This window comes from Cobetia sp. 2AS, assembly GCF_029846355.1.
GTDB classification, from domain to species: domain Bacteria; phylum Pseudomonadota; class Gammaproteobacteria; order Pseudomonadales; family Halomonadaceae; genus Cobetia; species Cobetia amphilecti.
Map to the genome: position 1 here is coordinate 92,662 of NZ_JARWKQ010000003.1, position 16,648 is coordinate 109,309.

The following is a 16,648-nucleotide window of genomic DNA, read 5'->3' on the forward strand; positions in this document are numbered from 1 at the left end:
GACGCCAGCAGCAGGGTGCATGCATCACCACACTGCCGTGCCGCGAGGAGACTCGTCGCGCGGCAGTCGTGTGTCTAGAATATTCCCGTGCGCCGAGCCAGCTACGCTCGGCGCACGTCTTTTCCGTCCTCAGTGCTGCCCCAACCACCGTTCAAGAGAGTGATCCATGCAATATCTGCACACCATGCTGCGTATCCGTGATGTCGACGCTTCACTGCATTTCTTCCGTGACCTGCTCGGCATGGTCGAGATCTCGCGCAAGGATTCCGAGAAGGGCCGCTTCACGCTGATCTTCCTGGCAGCCCCACAGGATGCCGAACGTGCCCGCGAGATGCAGGCGCCGATGCTGGAACTGACCCATAACTGGGACCCGGAAGAATACGAAGGTGGGCGCAACTTCGGCCATCTGGCCTATCGCGTCGAGGATATCTACGCTACCTGTCAGCATCTGATGGACAACGGCGTGACCATCAATCGCCCGCCGCGTGACGGCCACATGGCATTCGTGAAGAGCCCGGATGGGATTTCGCTGGAGCTGCTGCAGGCCGGTGACGCCCTTGCGCCGCAGGAACCCTGGGCCTCCATGAGCAACACGGGCAGCTGGTAAGCAAGCAAGGCCGCATGTTGACGTGTGCGTAAGCGTCGCATCCAGGCAACGCAATAGCCGAATTATGACTGGTGCATCGCCCAGCAGGGCTTATGATGTAATGAAGTTCATAAGCCCCGTAGCATGATGTGTGACATGTCGTGCTCGGCCTTTGTGGAGTGTCATCGCGGCAGGCAGCTACACCTTCTTCCTTTCTCTTGCTGCCCGCCTGCCGCGATGTTGCACCTTCTGGAGTCGCGTGAGGGACCGCCACGCGGACACTGCCTAGCTGGCAAGGACTGCCTGATGCCGAGAGTCATAAGCGCCTGGCTACGTCATGAACCACGATTGCTCGCCGTGGAGCATCGTCGTTTCTACCATGCCTATCTTTGGGTCTATCTGATGCTGATGGGCCTCTTCGTGGTGTGGGTTCCCTTCTTCACTCTCTTCAACGAGCCGCGGCTGGCATTCGTCAGCGGCATCATGGCGCTTGTGTCCGTGCTGGGCGTGATGCTGCACCGGGCGCATCAGCTGACCTTGGGGCTGGCCCTGATGATGAGCGCCTTGACGCTGATGGCCTGGCTCTCGGTTTTCTGTTTCGGGCTCTCTGCGGGCTATGAGTACTATTTCTTCATCGTGATGGCCGGTATTCACCTGGCCCCGCTGGCGGCGCGTGTTCGAGTGGTGACGACCCTGATGCTGTTCATGGCAGCTGTCTCGGCACTGATGGTCTCGCCAGTCCTGCAAGAGGACGGCGTCCTGTCGGCCTGGGTGCTGCAATCGACCAATCTGTTCGCGGTCTTCCTGATGATGGTCACCTTCCTGTGGCGCATGCTGGCACTTACCGAACACTTCGAGCGCCAGTATCTGAAGGATGCCAGTCGTGATGAGTTGACCGAATTGCTCAATCGCCGCCAGATATTGCGCCACGCCGAGGACTGGTGGCGTGACGGAGTGCCCTGTGCGGTCTTGATGCTGGATGCGGACAACTTCAAGCGCGTCAATGACCTGCATGGCCATGCCGTCGGAGATGAAGTGCTGCGTCATCTGGGCCGACTGCTGACGGCCACATTGCGTCAGGGCGATCGCGCCGGACGCGTCGGTGGCGAGGAGTTCCTGGTGCTGCTGCCACGTATCGGGCGCACCGAGGCCATTTCCGTGGCGGGACGCATGCGCTCCCTGCTGGCCAAGTCTCCTCCGGTCTTCGCCGGCACGCCGGTGCCGGTCACGGTTTCCATCGGCGTTGCCATCAGTCATGAGGTCGATTCGCTGGATGAGCTGATGCAGCTGGCCGACAGGCGGCTGTATCACGCCAAGCATAATGGGCGTGATCAGGTGGTGGCCGGTGGGGAACACGAGATGACAGGCTTTGCCACGCCCGATGTCAGCCCTCCGCCCCCCGGCAATGACGGCGGCGGACTTGGCAAGGCAGAGGCCGTGGAGGAGGGCGCTCGCGACAAGGAGGATGACCGCCAGGAAAAGCGGCACCACAAGGACTCCAGCCCTTTCTCGCGGACACCCCTCGTCGGCTGACCTGAGTTCAGGTTCTTGAGTGCAGGTTCACGAATGCTGCTTCAGGAGCGCTGCTTCAATCGGGCCAGCGCGTTTTCCATGCCACGGGCAACGGTGGTCGCCAGTGGTGTGCACAGCACCCAGGGTAACACGATCAGTGCAATGCTGAGCGAGCCCAGATAGACATCGCTGAACCAGTGAGCGCCGACCATGATCCGCGGAGCGCTCAGCAGTACCACGAACGCCAGGCTGCACAGCGCGATGCGGCGCGGTGCGAAGGCCAGCATGAAACTCGCGAATACCATCAGCATCAGGCCGTGATCCCCCGGGAAGCTGTTCGACGCTGAATCCTTGGTCTTGAAGGACACCAGCTCGGAGAGATGCTGTGCGTGGCTGAAGAAGCGCGTCGGGCTGGCATGGCCATAGCTGATGGCGCGCAGCACGAACAGCGAGAGCAGGCCCGCCGTCAGCAGCATGGTGATGCCGATGCTGGTCCAGCGGCGATAGCGGGCAGGCTGCTGATCATTGAGCATCGCCCAGCAGAACAATACCCCCATCATGGCGAAGGCCACGGCGTCGAAGGCGCGCGTGTTCAGAATGCCGAGCAGCGTGTCCCAGTGCGGATTGAGCGGTGTGATGAACTGGTTGAAGTCCCAGAAGACCTCGCTGTCGAGGGTGGGCCAGAAATCCAGCGCCGGTATCCACCAGCACGCCAGCAGCGCCACACCCAGCGCATTCAGGAGCACCAGTCGTCGCAGGTTGAATCCTGTCTGCGCCCTGCGCGGGCGGAGCGGGGGCGAGGGTTGCACGTGCGGGGCCTGCTGCGAACCAATGACTCGCTGTGAAGACGCAGTATCAGCGGCATGTATGGAAGGACTATCGAGGGCGGCGGGAGTCATGTCGTGTCAGCTCTGCAGGGCTCATGTCGGGACAGGCGCACTCAGGCCGGTAGCTCGTTGGCTCGGTGGCCAGAGGGCTCGAGACAGGCGACGCTGAGTGGCGATCTGGTCGAAATTCTAGTGCAGGCTTTGCTTTGAAAACACTGTTTTCAAAGTTGGCGAGGTGGACAGATGGTTGCGTCCATCGCGCTGCTGGTAAGCTGGCGGCAGTCCGGCAGGTGACATTCAGGCGCATGGCGTGAGGGCCTGTCGTTCATGACAGCCGTGCGCATGATCGCTACCCTTGCTGTCATGTCCGTTCCTTACCCACCGTTCTTTCCGTCTGCCGGGTGACTGCCGTTGCCGGCAATGCCACTGGCGGGCGCCACAGGAGTCATCCATGTCCGTTACCGTGCGTCGTCTATCGCGTTATACCTCCGTGGGGTTCGCTATTTCCTTGCTGGCTGGCTGCGCGGCCATGACACAGCCTCCGCAGGGCAGTGACTCATCGGGTGCCGCTGCTCCTGTCCTGGTGGGCACCCAATGGAGTTTCTCCGCCACGGATGCCAGTGAAGAGGCTGCCAACTTCCTGTTGCAGCCCCCCAGCCAGCAGCAGCTGGCAGACGAGGAGGATGACCGTCTGCGCCTGGTCGGCAGCAATGGTTGCAATCGCCTGATGGGGCCGGTGGTGCTGGATGAGTCGCGTCAGACGCTGGACATCGGTCCGCTGGCCTCGACCATGAAGATGTGCCCCAACCCCGAGCAGTCCAACGCCTTCAATCGCATGCTCGAGGACGTGGCCAGTTACCAGATCATCGGCAGCGGTGAGAGTGCTCGGCTGCGCGTGATGGATGACACCGGCTATCTGCTGGCGACCTTCATGCCGCTGGCAGGCCCCGCCGAATAATTGCTCGGCGCGCTTGTGAGGGCGATTCGCGAGCGGGCTGCCAGAAACGAGAAAGCCCCCTGCACCGTTCGGTGCAGGGGGCTTTTGCTTGCGTGAAGCGCGAGCGTGACTTACAGCGCTTCGATCTTGACGCGCTGGCTTTCCAGCAGCGCAAGTTCCGCCTGGGCGTCGGCCAGCTTGGCGCGCTCCTTCTCGACCACATCAGCCGGTGCACGACCGACGAACTTCTCGTTGCCGAGCTTGTTCTCGAGGCCGGTGATGACCTTCTGCTGCTTCTCGTGCTCCTTGTCGATGCGCTTGAGCTCGGCTTCCTTGTCGATCAGGCCTGCCATCGGCACCAGCACTTCCAGCTCACCGACGCGCTGGATGGCGGACATCGGGGCTTCGTCGCCTGCCGCTAGGAAGGTGATGCTTTCCAGACGTGCCAGCTTGGAGAGGAACAGGCGGTTGGCTTCCAGGCGCTCGGCATCGCCAGCCGCGCCGTTCTGCAGGAAGACTTCCAGCGGCTTGGCCGGTGACAGGTTGAGCTCGCCGCGCACGTTGCGGATGGCGATGATGATGCCTTTCAGCCACTCGATATCGCGGATGGCCTGCTCATCGATCCGGTCGGCTTCGGCCTGCGGCCACGCCTGGCTCATGATGCTCTCGCCTTCCACCGGCTTGCCGGCGTGCGGTGCGATACGCTGCCAGATCTCCTCGGAGATGAACGGCATCATCGGGTGGATCAGGCGCAGGATGGTCTCGAGGGCGCGCACCAGGGTGCGACGCGTGCCGCGCTTGGCCTCGATGCTGGCGTTGTCGTCCCACAGAACCGGCTTGGACAGCTCCAGATACCAGTCGCAGTACTCGTTCCAGATGAACTCGTAGAGCGCCTGGGAGGCGTGGTCGAAGCGGAACTCTTCCAGCGCGCGGGTGACCTGCTGCTCGGTCTGCTGCAGGCGCGCGATGATCCAGCGATCGGCCAGCGACAGTTCGACGGCTTCGCCGTTGATGCCGCAATCCTGGTCCTCGGCATTCATCAGCACGTAGCGCGCCGCATTCCACAGCTTGTTGCAGAAGTTGCGATAGCCATCGAGACGGCCCATGTCGAACTTCACGTCACGCCCGGTGGAGGCGAGTGACAGCAGGGTGTAGCGCAGCGCATCGGTACCGTGAGGCTCGATGCCTTCCGGGAACTCGTTGCGCGTGGCCTTGGCGATCGCCTTAGCCTTCTTCGGCTGCATCATGTTGCCGGTACGCTTCTCGACCAGCTCCTCGATGCCGATGCCGTCGATCAGGTCGATGGGATCGAGCACGTTGCCCTTGGACTTGGACATCTTCTGACCGAGGCTGTCACGCACCAGACCATGCACGTAGACCTTGCGGAACGGCACTTCACCCTTGAACTTCAGGGTGAACATGATCATCCGCGCCACCCAGAAGAAGATGATGTCGAAGCCGGTGACCAGCACGTCGGTGGAGTGGAAGGTCTTGAGTTCTTCCGTATCCGCCGGCCAGCCGAGGGTGCCGAAGGTCCACAGCGCGGAGCTGAACCAGGTGTCGAGGACGTCTTCGTCCTGACGCAGTTCGACGTCGGCACCCAGATTGTTCTCGGCGCGGACTTCCTCTTCATTGCGGCCGACATAGACGTTGCCGTCGTTGTCGTACCAGGCCGGAATGCGGTGGCCCCACCACAGCTGACGCGAGATGCACCAGTCCTGCAGGTCACGCATCCACGCGAAATACATGTTCTCGTAGTTCTTGGGCACGAACTCGATGTCGCCGTTCTCGACCGCTTCGATGGCCGGACGCGCCAGCTCCTCGACGGCCACGAACCACTGGTCCGTCAGCAGCGGCTCGATGACATCGCCGGAGCGGTCACCGTGCGGCAGGGTGTTGTTGACGGCCTCGACCTGCTCCAGCAGGCCCAGAGCGTCCATGTCGGCGACCAGCTTCTCGCGCGCGACGAAGCGATCCAGACCGGCGTAGGCGGCCGGCAGGCTGGCGTCTTCCTGGGGCTGCGGACGGCCCTGGAGGTCATAGATCTCGGCGCGCTCCAGGATGGTGGCATCCTGGCTCATCACGTTGATCAGCAGATGGCCCTGACGCTTGCCGACTTCGTAGTCATTGAAGTCGTGGGCCGGGGTGATCTTGACGCAACCGGAGCCCTTTTCCATGTCGGCGTGTTCATCGGCGACGATGGGGATGCGACGGCCGACCAGCGGCAGCTCGATGAACTTGCCGACCAGGCTTGCGTAGCGCTCATCCTTGGGATTGACGGCCACGCCGGTGTCACCCAGCAGGGTTTCCGGGCGCGTGGTGGCGACGATGACGTAGTCCTTGCCATCGGCGGTCTTGACGCCATCGGCCAGCGGATAGCGGAAGTGCCAGAAGCTGCCCTGCTGATCGCGGTTCTCGACTTCGAGATCGGAAATCGCGGTGTGCAGGGTCGGGTCCCAGTTGACCAGACGCTTGCCGCGGTAGATCAGGTCTTCCTTGTGCAGGCGCACGAAGACTTCCTGTACCGCCTTGTAGAAGCCGTCATCCATGGTGAAGCGCTCGCGCTTCCAGTCGATGCTGGTGCCCATGCGACGCAGCTGGCGGGTGATGTTGCCGCCGGACTCTTCCTTCCACTCCCAGATCTTGTCGGTGAAGGCTTCGCGGCCGAGATCATGGCGGGTCTTGCCTTCTTCGGCGGCGACCTTGCGCTCGACCAGCATCTGGGTAGCGATACCGGCATGGTCGGTGCCTACCTGCCACAGGGTGTTGCGACCCTGCATGCGGCGCCAGCGGACCAGGGTGTCCATGATGGAATCCTGGAAGGCGTGGCCCATGTGCAGGGAGCCGGTGACGTTGGGCGGCGGGATGACAAGTGAGAAGCTCTCGCCCTGGCCTGACGGCGCAAAGCGGTTGTCGGATTCCCAGCGCTCGTACCAGCGCGTCTCGATGGCGTTCGGTTGGTAGGTCTTGTCCATGGGTCTGCATTGATCCGGTTGGGCGGGGCGTCCCGCGCCGGCTCAAGGAGCGGTCAGCGCAGGCAGAAAATGGGCTCGATTATAGCGCCGCTGATGACGGGCGTCATTCGGTCTTGGCGGGCAGGCCCTCGTGGCGTCTGGCAGACCCTGTTTTCACAAAGCAGGCAACATCCACGCACTGATGCCGTATCCTGTTGCGACCTCATGAGCCGAGGCTTGCCGCCTCGCACACTTCCCATTCTCTCACGCTCGCGGAGCCGCAATGTCCAAGCCTCGCCCCACGGACGGTGCCCCTCGTCCGACACGTCGTTGGGTCTGGCATGAACTGCTGCGTCATGCGCTGGTGCCATTGCTGGTGCTCGAGGTGGCGCTGCTGGGCTGCTATCTGGTGTTGCACTGGCTGGTCTCCGGGCAGCAGGACTCCACGCGCAGTGAGCTGGTGAATACCCAGCTCGAGCAGCTGACCCATTACGAGGCAGAGCACATCAGTCTGCTGGCGGACGACTGGCGCAGCGATGCCCGCCAGCTGGCGCGCAGCACTCTGCGTCACATGGACACCCCCGTGACGTCCCGCCAGCGCGAGCAGGAGCTAAAGCGCCACATGAGTGCGGGCGACGGCACCCTGTACGTCGCCGAGAATGATGGTGGCGCCGGCTCCTATTACTCCTCGCTGGTGCCCAGCTATCTGCAGGACCACGACAAGGTGGTGCGCCTCTCGACAATGGACGCCCAGGTGTCGGACATGCTCGCCACGCAACCCGATCTGCGCCAGATCTGGTTCTCCGGCTACGACGGCTACTTCCGCATGTTGCCGTGGACCGATACCCGCAACATCTTCACGCCCGGCGTCGACCTCACCAGCTATGGCTTCTACTACCTGGCGGATGACCGCAACAACCCGAGCCGTGGCGCCGTCATCACGCCGCCCTACCAGGACCCGGTCGGCAGTGGTTGGCTGGTCTCGACGCTGATGCCGGTCCATCGCGGCGACTTCCTCGAAGGCGTGGTCGGGATCGACGTCACCCTCGATTCTCTGGTCGAGCGGCTCGAGAATGCCGAGCTGCCCTGGGGTGCCTATCTGATTCTGGTGAGTGACGATGTCGTCATGGCCATGCCGAGTGTCGGCGAGCAGGATTTCGGCCCCCAGCCCGCCCCTGAAGTGGTGCCGATGCCGCTGCTGCACGATCGCTTCCTCGCTACGGCGCATGATGTCGAGAACTCCCCGGCCATGGCGCACCTGCTGCGCAGCATCTCGGATGAGGCGCAGGGCGTGCGCAGCGTTTCCTTGCTCGCCGGTGAGCGGCTGGTCGGCTGGCAATCGGTGCCGGGCACCGACTGGCGGTTGTTGGCGGTGGTGGATGCGCAGCAGGTGAACAGCGACATCGATATCTGGAATGAACGCTTCAATCAGCTGGGCTACGTGATGCTGGTGGGGCTGATCCTGTTCTTCTTCGCTCTGCTGGTGGTGATGCGTTGGCGGGCCGAGGCCATGGCGGCCACCCTGTCCGAATCACTGGCACGCCTCAGCGACATGGCGCTGCGCATCGGTCGCGGCCAGCCCGTGGTACGCGAGCGCTTCCAGCTGCAGGAGCTGGATCAGGCCGGTGAGGCGCTGCGCGAAGCGGCCCAGCGGCGCGACCAGATCGAGCTTGAACGCGCCGAAGGTGCGCGGCACGTCGAGATGGTGATGGCAGCCTCCGGCGATGCCACCTGGCGCTATGACTTCGATCAGGACGATCTCTACCTGCACGAGAATTTCTTCCTGATGCTGGGGCTTCCGGTCCGCGCCAGCATGCATCTGGCGGACCTTGACGCCATGACGCACCCGGAAGACCTCGTCGATCTGCTCGAGGCGCGCTGGCGGGTCATGCACGGTGAGAGCTGGGCCGAGGCACGTGACGTGCGCTATCGGCATGCGCGTGGTCACTGGGTCTGGGTGCAGATTCGCGGCCAGATCACCCGGCGTGATCATGAGGGCCGGCCACAGCGCGCCACCGGGCTGGCGCTGGATATCCAGCGCCACAAGCAGTCACTCAAGCTGCTGGAGGCGGCCCGCGACAGTGCCACCGAGGCCAGCCAGTCCAAGTCGCGTTTCTTCTCGAGTTTCAGTCACGAGATTCGCACCCCGCTCAACGCCATCATGGGCTTCACGGATCTGCTCTGCGAGGAAGCCGACCTGACCCGCGAGCAGCGCCGCTACGTGGATGAGGCCAGTCATGCGGCGGCGCAGCTGTCGGCGCTGATCGAGGACGTGCTACAGATGTCGAGTCTGGAAGCCGGTGATCTGCCGCTGGATTGCCAGCCCCTCTCGGTGGGTCAGAAGCTGATCCGGCTGGCGGGTCAATATCAGCCGCGCCTGGAGAGTGCCAATCTGACGCTATCACTGACACTGGAAGGCGAGTCACTGTGGCTGAATGCCGACCAGCGTCGTCTGGATCAGATTCTCGGCAACCTGATGGGCAACGCCATCAAGTACAACCGCGAGGGGGGCTGGATTCGTCTGGCCATCGGCCAGGAGCGCAATGCCAGCGGAGTGGAGATGGGCTGGGTGGAAATCACCGATGGCGGCTTCGGCTTTGATTCCGCGCAGGCGGTCCAGCTGTTCCAGCCGTTCTCGCGTCTGGGGCGTGAAGATTCAGGCATCGAGGGCACCGGGCTCGGGCTGGCGCTGTCGCGGGAGCTCGCCCGCCGCATGGGCGGTGACATCACGGCGCGGGGCGAGCTGGGCGAGGGCGCCAGCTTCCGGGTCTGGTTGCCGCTGGCGGATGTCAGCGCCCATGAGCGCGTCGTTCAGGCGGCGTGGTCGGCGGAGAAGGTGCTGCCGGTACCCTGTCGCTGGCTGGTGATCAGCACGCGGGCGCAGGACCGTCTGCGCCTCGAGGTGATCGGCAGTCACGTCGCCAATCTGGAGATCATCATCGCCAGCAGTGCGGCCCAGGCGTTGCGCCTGGTGCGAGATGTCAGCCCGTGTCTGGTCATCTTCGGCGATGTGCCGGACATGAACGTGGCGGCGCTGTTCGCCGAGATCCAGCGCATGCCGCGCGAACTGCCGTTGTGGGCCGTGCGTATCGGGGAGCGTGACGCCAGCGAGGCCGCAGGCGGCCTGCCCGAGGCCTTCTTCGACAGTGGTGAAAGTCCGCCCGGCATGGACGATATCGAGCGCTGGATGACGCATCTGATGGTCAGCTTCCAGCGTGCCTGCGATACGGACCGCTGACGCATGGCGTGTCGCTCAGCTGACGCCCTTGAGCTGATGCGAGCGCACGGCATAACCGCGTGACTTGTAGGTGCGCCAGCATTCGCGCTTGGTCACCAGCACATCCTGATGCTGATTGATGATCTCGGCGACGCGCTCGAAGCGTGAGAACCACTCGGGGATCTCGGGGTGCAGGTTGAGCAGCGCCTCGATACCCGGCGCCGGGGCGTCCTGCCAGCCGATGGTGACCGGTGGGCGCGGCACGTCATCAGCGTGTTCGGCCTCGCGGGCGGCCATGTCGAGATCGATATCCAGCGCATGGGGCACGAAGCTTTCCGGGCGGAACTGCCACAGATGCTCATCGAACTGACGCGCCATCGCCTCGTCCTCGACATGCACATGCAGGCGAAAGCCCTTGGCGTGTATGGTCTCGGCCAGCCGGCAGGCGAATTCCAGCCGGGCTTCCAGCGTGGTGTCGGGCAGGATGTAGAAGTCGATCTGGGTCATGGGCACCGCTCGGGCAAGGAATTCTCGAGCGCTCAGGATACCGCACTCGCCGCGCGGCTTCGATGCAGCCTGCCTCCCGTGACGTCTTTCCGCAGTCAGATATCCGTGCGCCAGAAACCCCAAGGCCCGCCTCTTTCGAGGCGGGCCTTGGGGTTTCGGTCATCCTTCAAGCCACAGGGGCGGGCTCGAGGGCTTGTTGCCGTGCACTCATGTCAGCGCACTCATGTCAGTGCACTTAAGCCAGACGCGTCATCCAGCCACGCGTGTCTTCGGCGCGACCGTATTGCAGATCCAGCAGCTGGCTGCGCAGACGCATGGCGACATCACCGGCGTTGGCGGTCAGGTCGAGGCGACCTTCTTCACTGACCAGCTCGCCCACCGGGGTGATGACGGCGGCGGTGCCGCAGGCGAACACCTCGGTGATCTCGCCGGAGGCGATGCCTTCACGCCACTCGTCGATGCTGATCGGGCGTTCTTCCGGCGTCAGACCCAGATCGGTCGCCAGGGTCAGGATGGAGTCACGGGTGACACCTTCCAGAATGGTGCCGGTCAGACGCGGCGTGACCAGGCGGCCATCCTTGAAGACGAAGAACAGGTTCATGCCACCCAGTTCCTCGACCCACTTGTTCTCGGCGGCGTCCAGGAACACGACCTGGTCACAGCCATTGGCGGAAGCTTCGCTCTGCGCGGCCAGTGAACCCGCGTAGTTGCCGCCGCACTTGGCGAAACCGGTACCGCCGGCGGCCGCACGGTTGTAATGCGAGGACAGCCAGATGGAGACCGGCTTGATGCCGCCCTTGAAGTAGGCCGCCACCGGTGAGGCGATCACGTAGTAATCGACTTCACGCGACGGACGCACGCCGAGGAAGGCTTCGCTGGCGATCATGAACGGACGCAGATAGAGGCTGCATTCGTCACTGACGCTGGCCGGAGTCGGCACCCAGGCGCTGTCCTGCGCGAGCAGGGCCTTGAGCGAGCCGACGAAGTCCTCGTCGGACAGCTCCGGCAGTGCCAGACGGCGGGCGGAGTTACGGAAACGTGCGGCGTTCTTCTCGGGGCGGAAGGTCCACACCGAGCCGTCTTCATGACGGTAGGCCTTGATGCCTTCGAAGATTTCCTGGGCGTAGTGCAGTACCGAGGCGGCGGGGTCGAGGCTCAGCGGGCCGTAGGGGCGGACTTCATGGCCGTGCCAGCCGCCGTCGGCGGTCCAGCGTACATGGGCCATGTGATCGCTGAAGTGACGGCCGAAGCCGGGATTGGCCAGAATGGTGTCACGAACGGCAGCATCCGCCGGTTGCGTGGACGCGCGGACGTCGAAGCCTTTGGTCACGTGGGTGTCTCCGTAGCAGCGAGACCCCCGACGCGGAACGCCGGGGGTCGAATCATTTTTATAGGACCTCTCGGGTCAGCGGTGCCGAGTGGCGTCGCGACCCGCGTGTCTCAACGCTAGCACGCTATCGAGAGCATGCGAAGCCTCAGACGGTCTCTTCCTGCGGGGCGCTGAGTTCCGCTTCGCGATCCAGCAGGTATTGGGTCAGAAGGCCCACCGGGCGGCCGCTGGCGCCTTTCTGCTTGCCGGACATCCAGGCGGTGCCGGCGATGTCCAGATGCGCCCACGGGAAGGTGTCCGCGAAGCGGGACAGGAAGCAACCTGCGGTGATCATGCCGGCTTCGCGACCGCCGATGTTGGCGATGTCGGCGAAGTTGGAATCCAGCTGCGTCTGATACTCGTCCCACAGCGGCATGTGCCAGGCGCGGTCCCAGGCTTCTTCGCCGGCGTCGAGCAGGTCGAGCGCCAGGTCATCATCGTTGGAGATCAGACCGGTGGCGTGATTGCCCAGCGCGATGACGCAGGCGCCGGTCAGGGTGGCGATGTCGACGACGCTGGCCGGCTCGAAGCGCTCGGCGTAGGTCAGCGCATCACACAGCACCAGACGGCCTTCGGCGTCAGTGTTGAGGACTTCGACGGTCAGCCCCTTCAGGGTCTTGATGATGTCGCCCGGCTTGGTGGCGCGGCCGTCCGGCATGTTCTCGGCGCTGGCCACGATGGCCACCACGTTGAGCTTGGGCTTGAGTTCCAGCACGGTGCGCATGGTGCCGAACACGCTGGCCGCGCCGCCCATGTCGTACTTCATCTCGTCCATGCCGGCGCCCGGCTTGAGCGAGATGCCGCCGGTATCGAAGGTGATGCCCTTGCCGACCAGCACGTGCGGGGCTTCGTTCTCGTCTTCCGCACCGCGGTATTCCATCACGATCAGGCGGCTCGGCTCTTCACTGCCGCGGCCGACCGACAGCAGGGACAGGGCGCCGAGCTCCTCGAGCTCTTCCTCGCCGAGCACGGTCACTTTTAGGGCGCCATCCGAAGCGGCACCCAGTTGCTCGGCACGCTCGCCCAGGTAGCGCGGCGTGCAGATGTTGCCCGGCAGATTACCCAGCGTGCGCGCTTCATTGACGCCCATGCCGATGGCGGCACCGACGCGCAGGCCGGCTTCCAGTTCGGCCTGACGCTGCTTGTCGGCACTAACCACGCTCAGGCGGGTCAGAGAGACGGGCTCGCCCGGCTTGCTCTTCATCTCGGTGAAGCGATAGGCAGTGCGCAGTGCGCTCTCGGCGATCATGCGCGCCATCCAGTCAGCCTCACGCAGCTCGAGATTCAGCTCGAGGCCAGCGAAGGCCGCGTCTTCGATGGGCAGCTTGAGCAGAGCGGTCATGGCGGCGTCGAGGCCACGCTTGTAACGGCTTTCGTCGAGCTTTTCCTCACTGCCGAAACCGGCCAGCAGTAGGCGCTGAGCGCCGAGGCCCGGAGCGAAGGGCACCAGCAGGGTATTGCCGAGCTCGGGCTTGAAGTCGCCGCGCTCGATCAGCTGGGAAATCAGCTTCTCGCTGGCATCGTCGAGTCGTGCCGCAGCACCGGTGAGGTCGCCCTCGATGACAGGTACCACGATGCAGGCGGTTTCAAGCTGGGCCGGATTGGCAGTGACTACAGGAAATTCCATGGCAACTCCACGCGCGCGAGTGAGGGTACGAAGATGAACAGTACAAGGATGAAGGATGTCGTCAGGCCAGGCGTGCCCGGCTCGCGACGACATCGGGGTCATGGTCTGGATGGGGGCGCAGACCGCTCATGACAAGCTGAGCTGGCATGCACGAGTGAGGGCAGTCCATCATGTCAGGCTGTCCACGTGCAATGCCTGCAGCCGCGACAAGGCAGCATCCTTTCTGGATAATGCTGCTGCATGAGGGGGGCCGCTCCCGTCCAGTCTTCAGACCCGTGCCGCCAGTGTACGCAAAGGCTGCGCACCATGCATGAGGGGGATGATGCCTTCATGTGATCACGACCATTCCTCCACCGGCTATCATCGATCTGGTCAACACGCTCGCTTGCGAGCGGGAAACAGGAGTTCCACTTGATCATCTTCCGCTACCTGACACGCGAGATACTCACCACCATGGCCGCCGTGGCCGGGGTGCTGATGCTTGTCATCATGGGCAGCCGATTCATCCGCTATTTCAGTGATGCGGCGGAGGGGGATTTCCCGGCGTCGATTCTCGGCAGCCTGATGCTCTATCACCTGCCGGGTTTCTTCGAACTGCTGCTGCCGCTGTCCTTCTTCCTCGCCGTGTTGCTGGCCTTCGGTCAGCTGTACATGAACAGCGAGATCACCGTGCTGGTCGCCTGTGGTGTCGGCCCGGAGCGCCTGCTGCGTGTCACCCTGCTGCCGGCGCTGTTGATCACGGCGCTGGTCGCGGCCTGCAGCCTCTATCTTACGCCTGCCGGCGCGCTCAAGAATGAGCTGTTGCTCGAGCAGCAGAAGCAGAAGACCGACTTCTCGATTCTCGGCGCGGGACGCTTCCAGGAGATCGGCAATCGCACCGTCTATGCCGAGAGCATGAGCGATGACAACAGCGAGCTGGAAAACGTCTTCATTGCCGAGGCAGGTGACAGCAATGCCGCCAGCACGCCCGACAGCGAACCGAGCCAATCGGTGGTGCGCGCCGAGCGTGCCTTCCAGGAAGTCAGCCCCGAGACCGGCAGTCGTTATCTGGTGTTGAGCGACGGCACGCGCTACGGGGTGGAGCCCGGCAAGGCGATCGCCCAGCGACTGGGCTTTGATCGCTACGGCGTGCGCATCACCGAGGGCCAGGACGCTGCGGCTCTCAAGGAGGACATCGAGCTTGCGACCACGGCACAGCTCTGGGCTTCCGATCTTCCGGAGGCCAAGGCCCAGCTGCAGTGGCGCATCTCGCTGCCGTTGATGGTGCCGATCCTGATGCTGATCGGCCTGCCGCTGGCACGCGTCAATCCGCGTCAGGGGCGTTTCGCGCGCCTGCTGCCGGCCATCTTCGTGCATATCACCTATCTCAGCCTGTTGATCGCGGCGCAGAATGCCGTCGCATCCGAGAAGTACCCGGCCGCCATCGGCCTGTGGCCCATTCACGGCGTCTATCTGGCGCTCGGCATCTGGCTGAGCTGGCGCGACAACCGCGGAGGTGGCCGCTGATGCTGCTTGATCGTCTCGACCGTTACATCGCCCGCAATGTGCTGGTGGCCATGCTGGTGGTGCAGATACTGATTCTCGGGCTCGACCTGATGATCACTTACATCAATGATCTGGGGGATGTGAAAGGCGACTACGGCGCCTTTGAAGTGCTCCTCTATCTGCTGATGCGTCTGCCGTCGCGCTTCTACGAATTCGTGCCGGTCGGCGTACTGCTGGGCGCCCTGATCGGGCTGGGCAGCATGGCCTCGAGCAATGAGCTGACCATCATGCGCGCCGCCGGTCGCTCACTGACGCGCATTCTGTGGGGCGTGATGAAGCCGCTGGGGCTGGTCATCGCCATCACCATGGCGGTCGGTGAATACGTCGCCCCTGTCACCGAACTGCAGGCTGACGCCTGGCGCGCCGAGAAGCAGCAGGGCGCAGGCGCCGTCTATGCCGAGGGTGGCGGCTGGCAGCGCGAGGGCAACGACTACTACCGATTCGGCTCGATTCGCAGCGATGATGTGGTGCTCAACGTCACCCGCTATCGCTTCGATGACGAGCGCCACCTGACCCAGGCGCTCTACGCCAAGCGCGCCGTCTGGGAGAGCGATGGCTGGACGCTGGAGGCGGTGCAGACCACCACCTTCGAGTCCCAGGATGGTGAGCCGAGCGCCACCACGGTGGCTCAGCAGGAGACCCGCGAGTGGGACACCCAGCTGACGCCGGACCTGCTCAAGCTGGTCATCAGCGACCCCAAGCAGCAGTCAGCCTCCGACCTGTGGCGCTATTCCCGCTATCTGCAGGACCAGGGGCTGTCGGCCAACCAGCCACTGCTCTACTTCTGGCAGAAGATTCTGCAGCCGCTGACGCTGGCGGCGCTGGTGCTGGTGGCCGCCTCCTTCGTGTTCGGGCCCTTGCGCACGGTGGCGGCGGGGACGCGGGTCTTCTACGGCATCGTGGTCGGCCTGCTGTTCAAGTATCTGCAGGACCTGCTCGCCCCGGCCTCGGTGGTGTTCGGCTTCGCGCCCATCTGGGCGGTGCTGGCGCCGATGCTGGCCTGTTACGTGATCGGCCTGCTGCTGATCCGGCGCAGTGGCTAGGGGCGCCCCGCACTCTCGCCGCCGTCTCGACCCGCAGGGAGCACGCCCTGCGGGTCTGATGCGGCGTCTGGGCGGCGTGGTCTATGACGCCTTCCTCGTGATGGCGTTGTTGATCGTGCTGGGCTTCATCGGGGTTGCCGTCAATGGCGGTGAGGCCAATCAGTCGCCGCTGTTCCGCAGTCTGTTGCTGGTGGCGATGTTCGCCTTCTTCGGCGGCTGCTGGAGCCGCAGTGGCATGACGCTGGGCATGCAGGCCTGGCGGCTGCGCATCGAGACGCCACAGGGTCATGTCCCGACGCTGCAGCAGTGCCTGATACGCTTCGTGGTTGCCGGGCTGTCATTGGGCGCCTGCGGGCTGGGGTACGTCTGGCAGCTGTGGGACCCTGAGCAGCGCAGCTGGCAGGACATCGCCTCCGGCACTCGCGTGGTGGTGCTGCCCAAGCCGCGGCGCGAGTGAGGCACCAATAGGGAGCCTCTGGCGCGTGCGCCATGCAGGAAAGCAGTGAGCTCATCCAGAAGTCATC

The 16,648-nt window shown here is 63.9% G+C and carries 12 protein-coding genes; 7 read left to right on the forward strand and 5 right to left on the reverse strand.

Features of this window, described 5'->3' with window-relative positions; translation table 11 throughout:
• The first annotated feature begins 166 nt into the window (after nucleotides 1–166).
• Complete coding sequence (locus QD356_RS10270; protein ID WP_043333215.1) at nucleotides 167–607, forward strand: VOC family protein; 441 nt, start codon at nucleotides 167–169, stop codon at nucleotides 605–607.
• A 285-nt stretch (nucleotides 608–892) separates the two neighbouring features.
• Entirely contained in the window at nucleotides 893–2,119 is a 1,227-nt protein-coding gene (locus QD356_RS10275; protein WP_192838664.1) for a diguanylate cyclase, read from the forward strand.
• A gap of 41 nt (nucleotides 2,120–2,160) precedes the next feature.
• On the opposite strand, the gene QD356_RS10280 is transcribed toward QD356_RS10275, so the two are convergent.
• Nucleotides 2,161–2,844, reverse strand: a complete 684-nt coding sequence (locus QD356_RS10280) for a phosphatase PAP2 family protein (protein WP_279877750.1) — start codon at nucleotides 2,842–2,844, stop codon at nucleotides 2,161–2,163.
• 532 nt (nucleotides 2,845–3,376) lie between these two features.
• On the opposite strand from QD356_RS10280, the gene QD356_RS10285 reads away from it, so the two are divergent.
• Entirely contained in the window at nucleotides 3,377–3,883 is a 507-nt protein-coding gene (locus tag QD356_RS10285) for an META domain-containing protein (protein ID WP_192838662.1), read from the forward strand.
• Nucleotides 3,884–3,993: 110 nt separating this feature from the next.
• Here the strand turns inward: QD356_RS10285 and QD356_RS10290 are convergent, their stop codons facing one another.
• Entirely contained in the window at nucleotides 3,994–6,837 is a 2,844-nt protein-coding gene (locus QD356_RS10290) for a valine--tRNA ligase (protein ID WP_192838661.1), read from the reverse strand.
• A gap of 262 nt (nucleotides 6,838–7,099) precedes the next feature.
• Here QD356_RS10290 and QD356_RS10295 point away from each other — a divergent pair, with 262 nt between their 5' ends.
• Nucleotides 7,100–10,054, forward strand: a complete 2,955-nt coding sequence (locus QD356_RS10295; protein ID WP_192838660.1) for an ATP-binding protein — start codon at nucleotides 7,100–7,102, stop codon at nucleotides 10,052–10,054.
• A gap of 15 nt (nucleotides 10,055–10,069) precedes the next feature.
• On the opposite strand, the gene QD356_RS10300 is transcribed toward QD356_RS10295, so the two are convergent.
• The 3 genes from QD356_RS10300 to QD356_RS10310 form a co-directional block, all read right to left on the reverse strand.
• Nucleotides 10,070–10,540, reverse strand: coding sequence for a DNA polymerase III subunit chi (locus tag QD356_RS10300; protein WP_043333207.1), 471 nt, complete (start codon nucleotides 10,538–10,540; stop codon nucleotides 10,070–10,072).
• A gap of 235 nt (nucleotides 10,541–10,775) precedes the next feature.
• Nucleotides 10,776–11,870: a branched-chain amino acid aminotransferase gene (locus tag QD356_RS10305; RefSeq protein WP_192838659.1), complete on the reverse strand. Its 1,095-nt coding sequence runs from the start codon at nucleotides 11,868–11,870 to the stop codon at nucleotides 10,776–10,778.
• Nucleotides 11,871–12,015: 145 nt separating this feature from the next.
• Nucleotides 12,016–13,536, reverse strand: coding sequence for a leucyl aminopeptidase (locus QD356_RS10310; RefSeq protein WP_043333204.1), 1,521 nt, complete (start codon nucleotides 13,534–13,536; stop codon nucleotides 12,016–12,018).
• 411 nt (nucleotides 13,537–13,947) lie between these two features.
• Between QD356_RS10310 and lptF the strand changes: the two genes are divergently transcribed.
• The 3 genes from lptF to QD356_RS10325 are packed head-to-tail and all read left to right on the forward strand — an operon-like array spanning nucleotide 13,948 to nucleotide 16,581.
• Nucleotides 13,948–15,042 (forward strand): LPS export ABC transporter permease LptF, encoded by a 1,095-nt coding sequence (gene lptF, locus QD356_RS10315; RefSeq protein ID WP_082388186.1) that lies wholly within the window; start codon nucleotides 13,948–13,950, stop codon nucleotides 15,040–15,042.
• Nucleotides 15,042–16,124: an LPS export ABC transporter permease LptG gene (lptG, locus tag QD356_RS10320; RefSeq protein WP_192838658.1), complete on the forward strand. Its 1,083-nt coding sequence runs from the start codon at nucleotides 15,042–15,044 to the stop codon at nucleotides 16,122–16,124. The genes lptF and lptG overlap by 1 nt, the downstream gene beginning before the upstream one ends.
• A 58-nt stretch (nucleotides 16,125–16,182) precedes the next feature.
• Complete coding sequence (locus tag QD356_RS10325; protein WP_054555258.1) at nucleotides 16,183–16,581, forward strand: RDD family protein; 399 nt, start codon at nucleotides 16,183–16,185, stop codon at nucleotides 16,579–16,581.
• Nucleotides 16,582–16,648 lie beyond the last annotated feature (67 nt).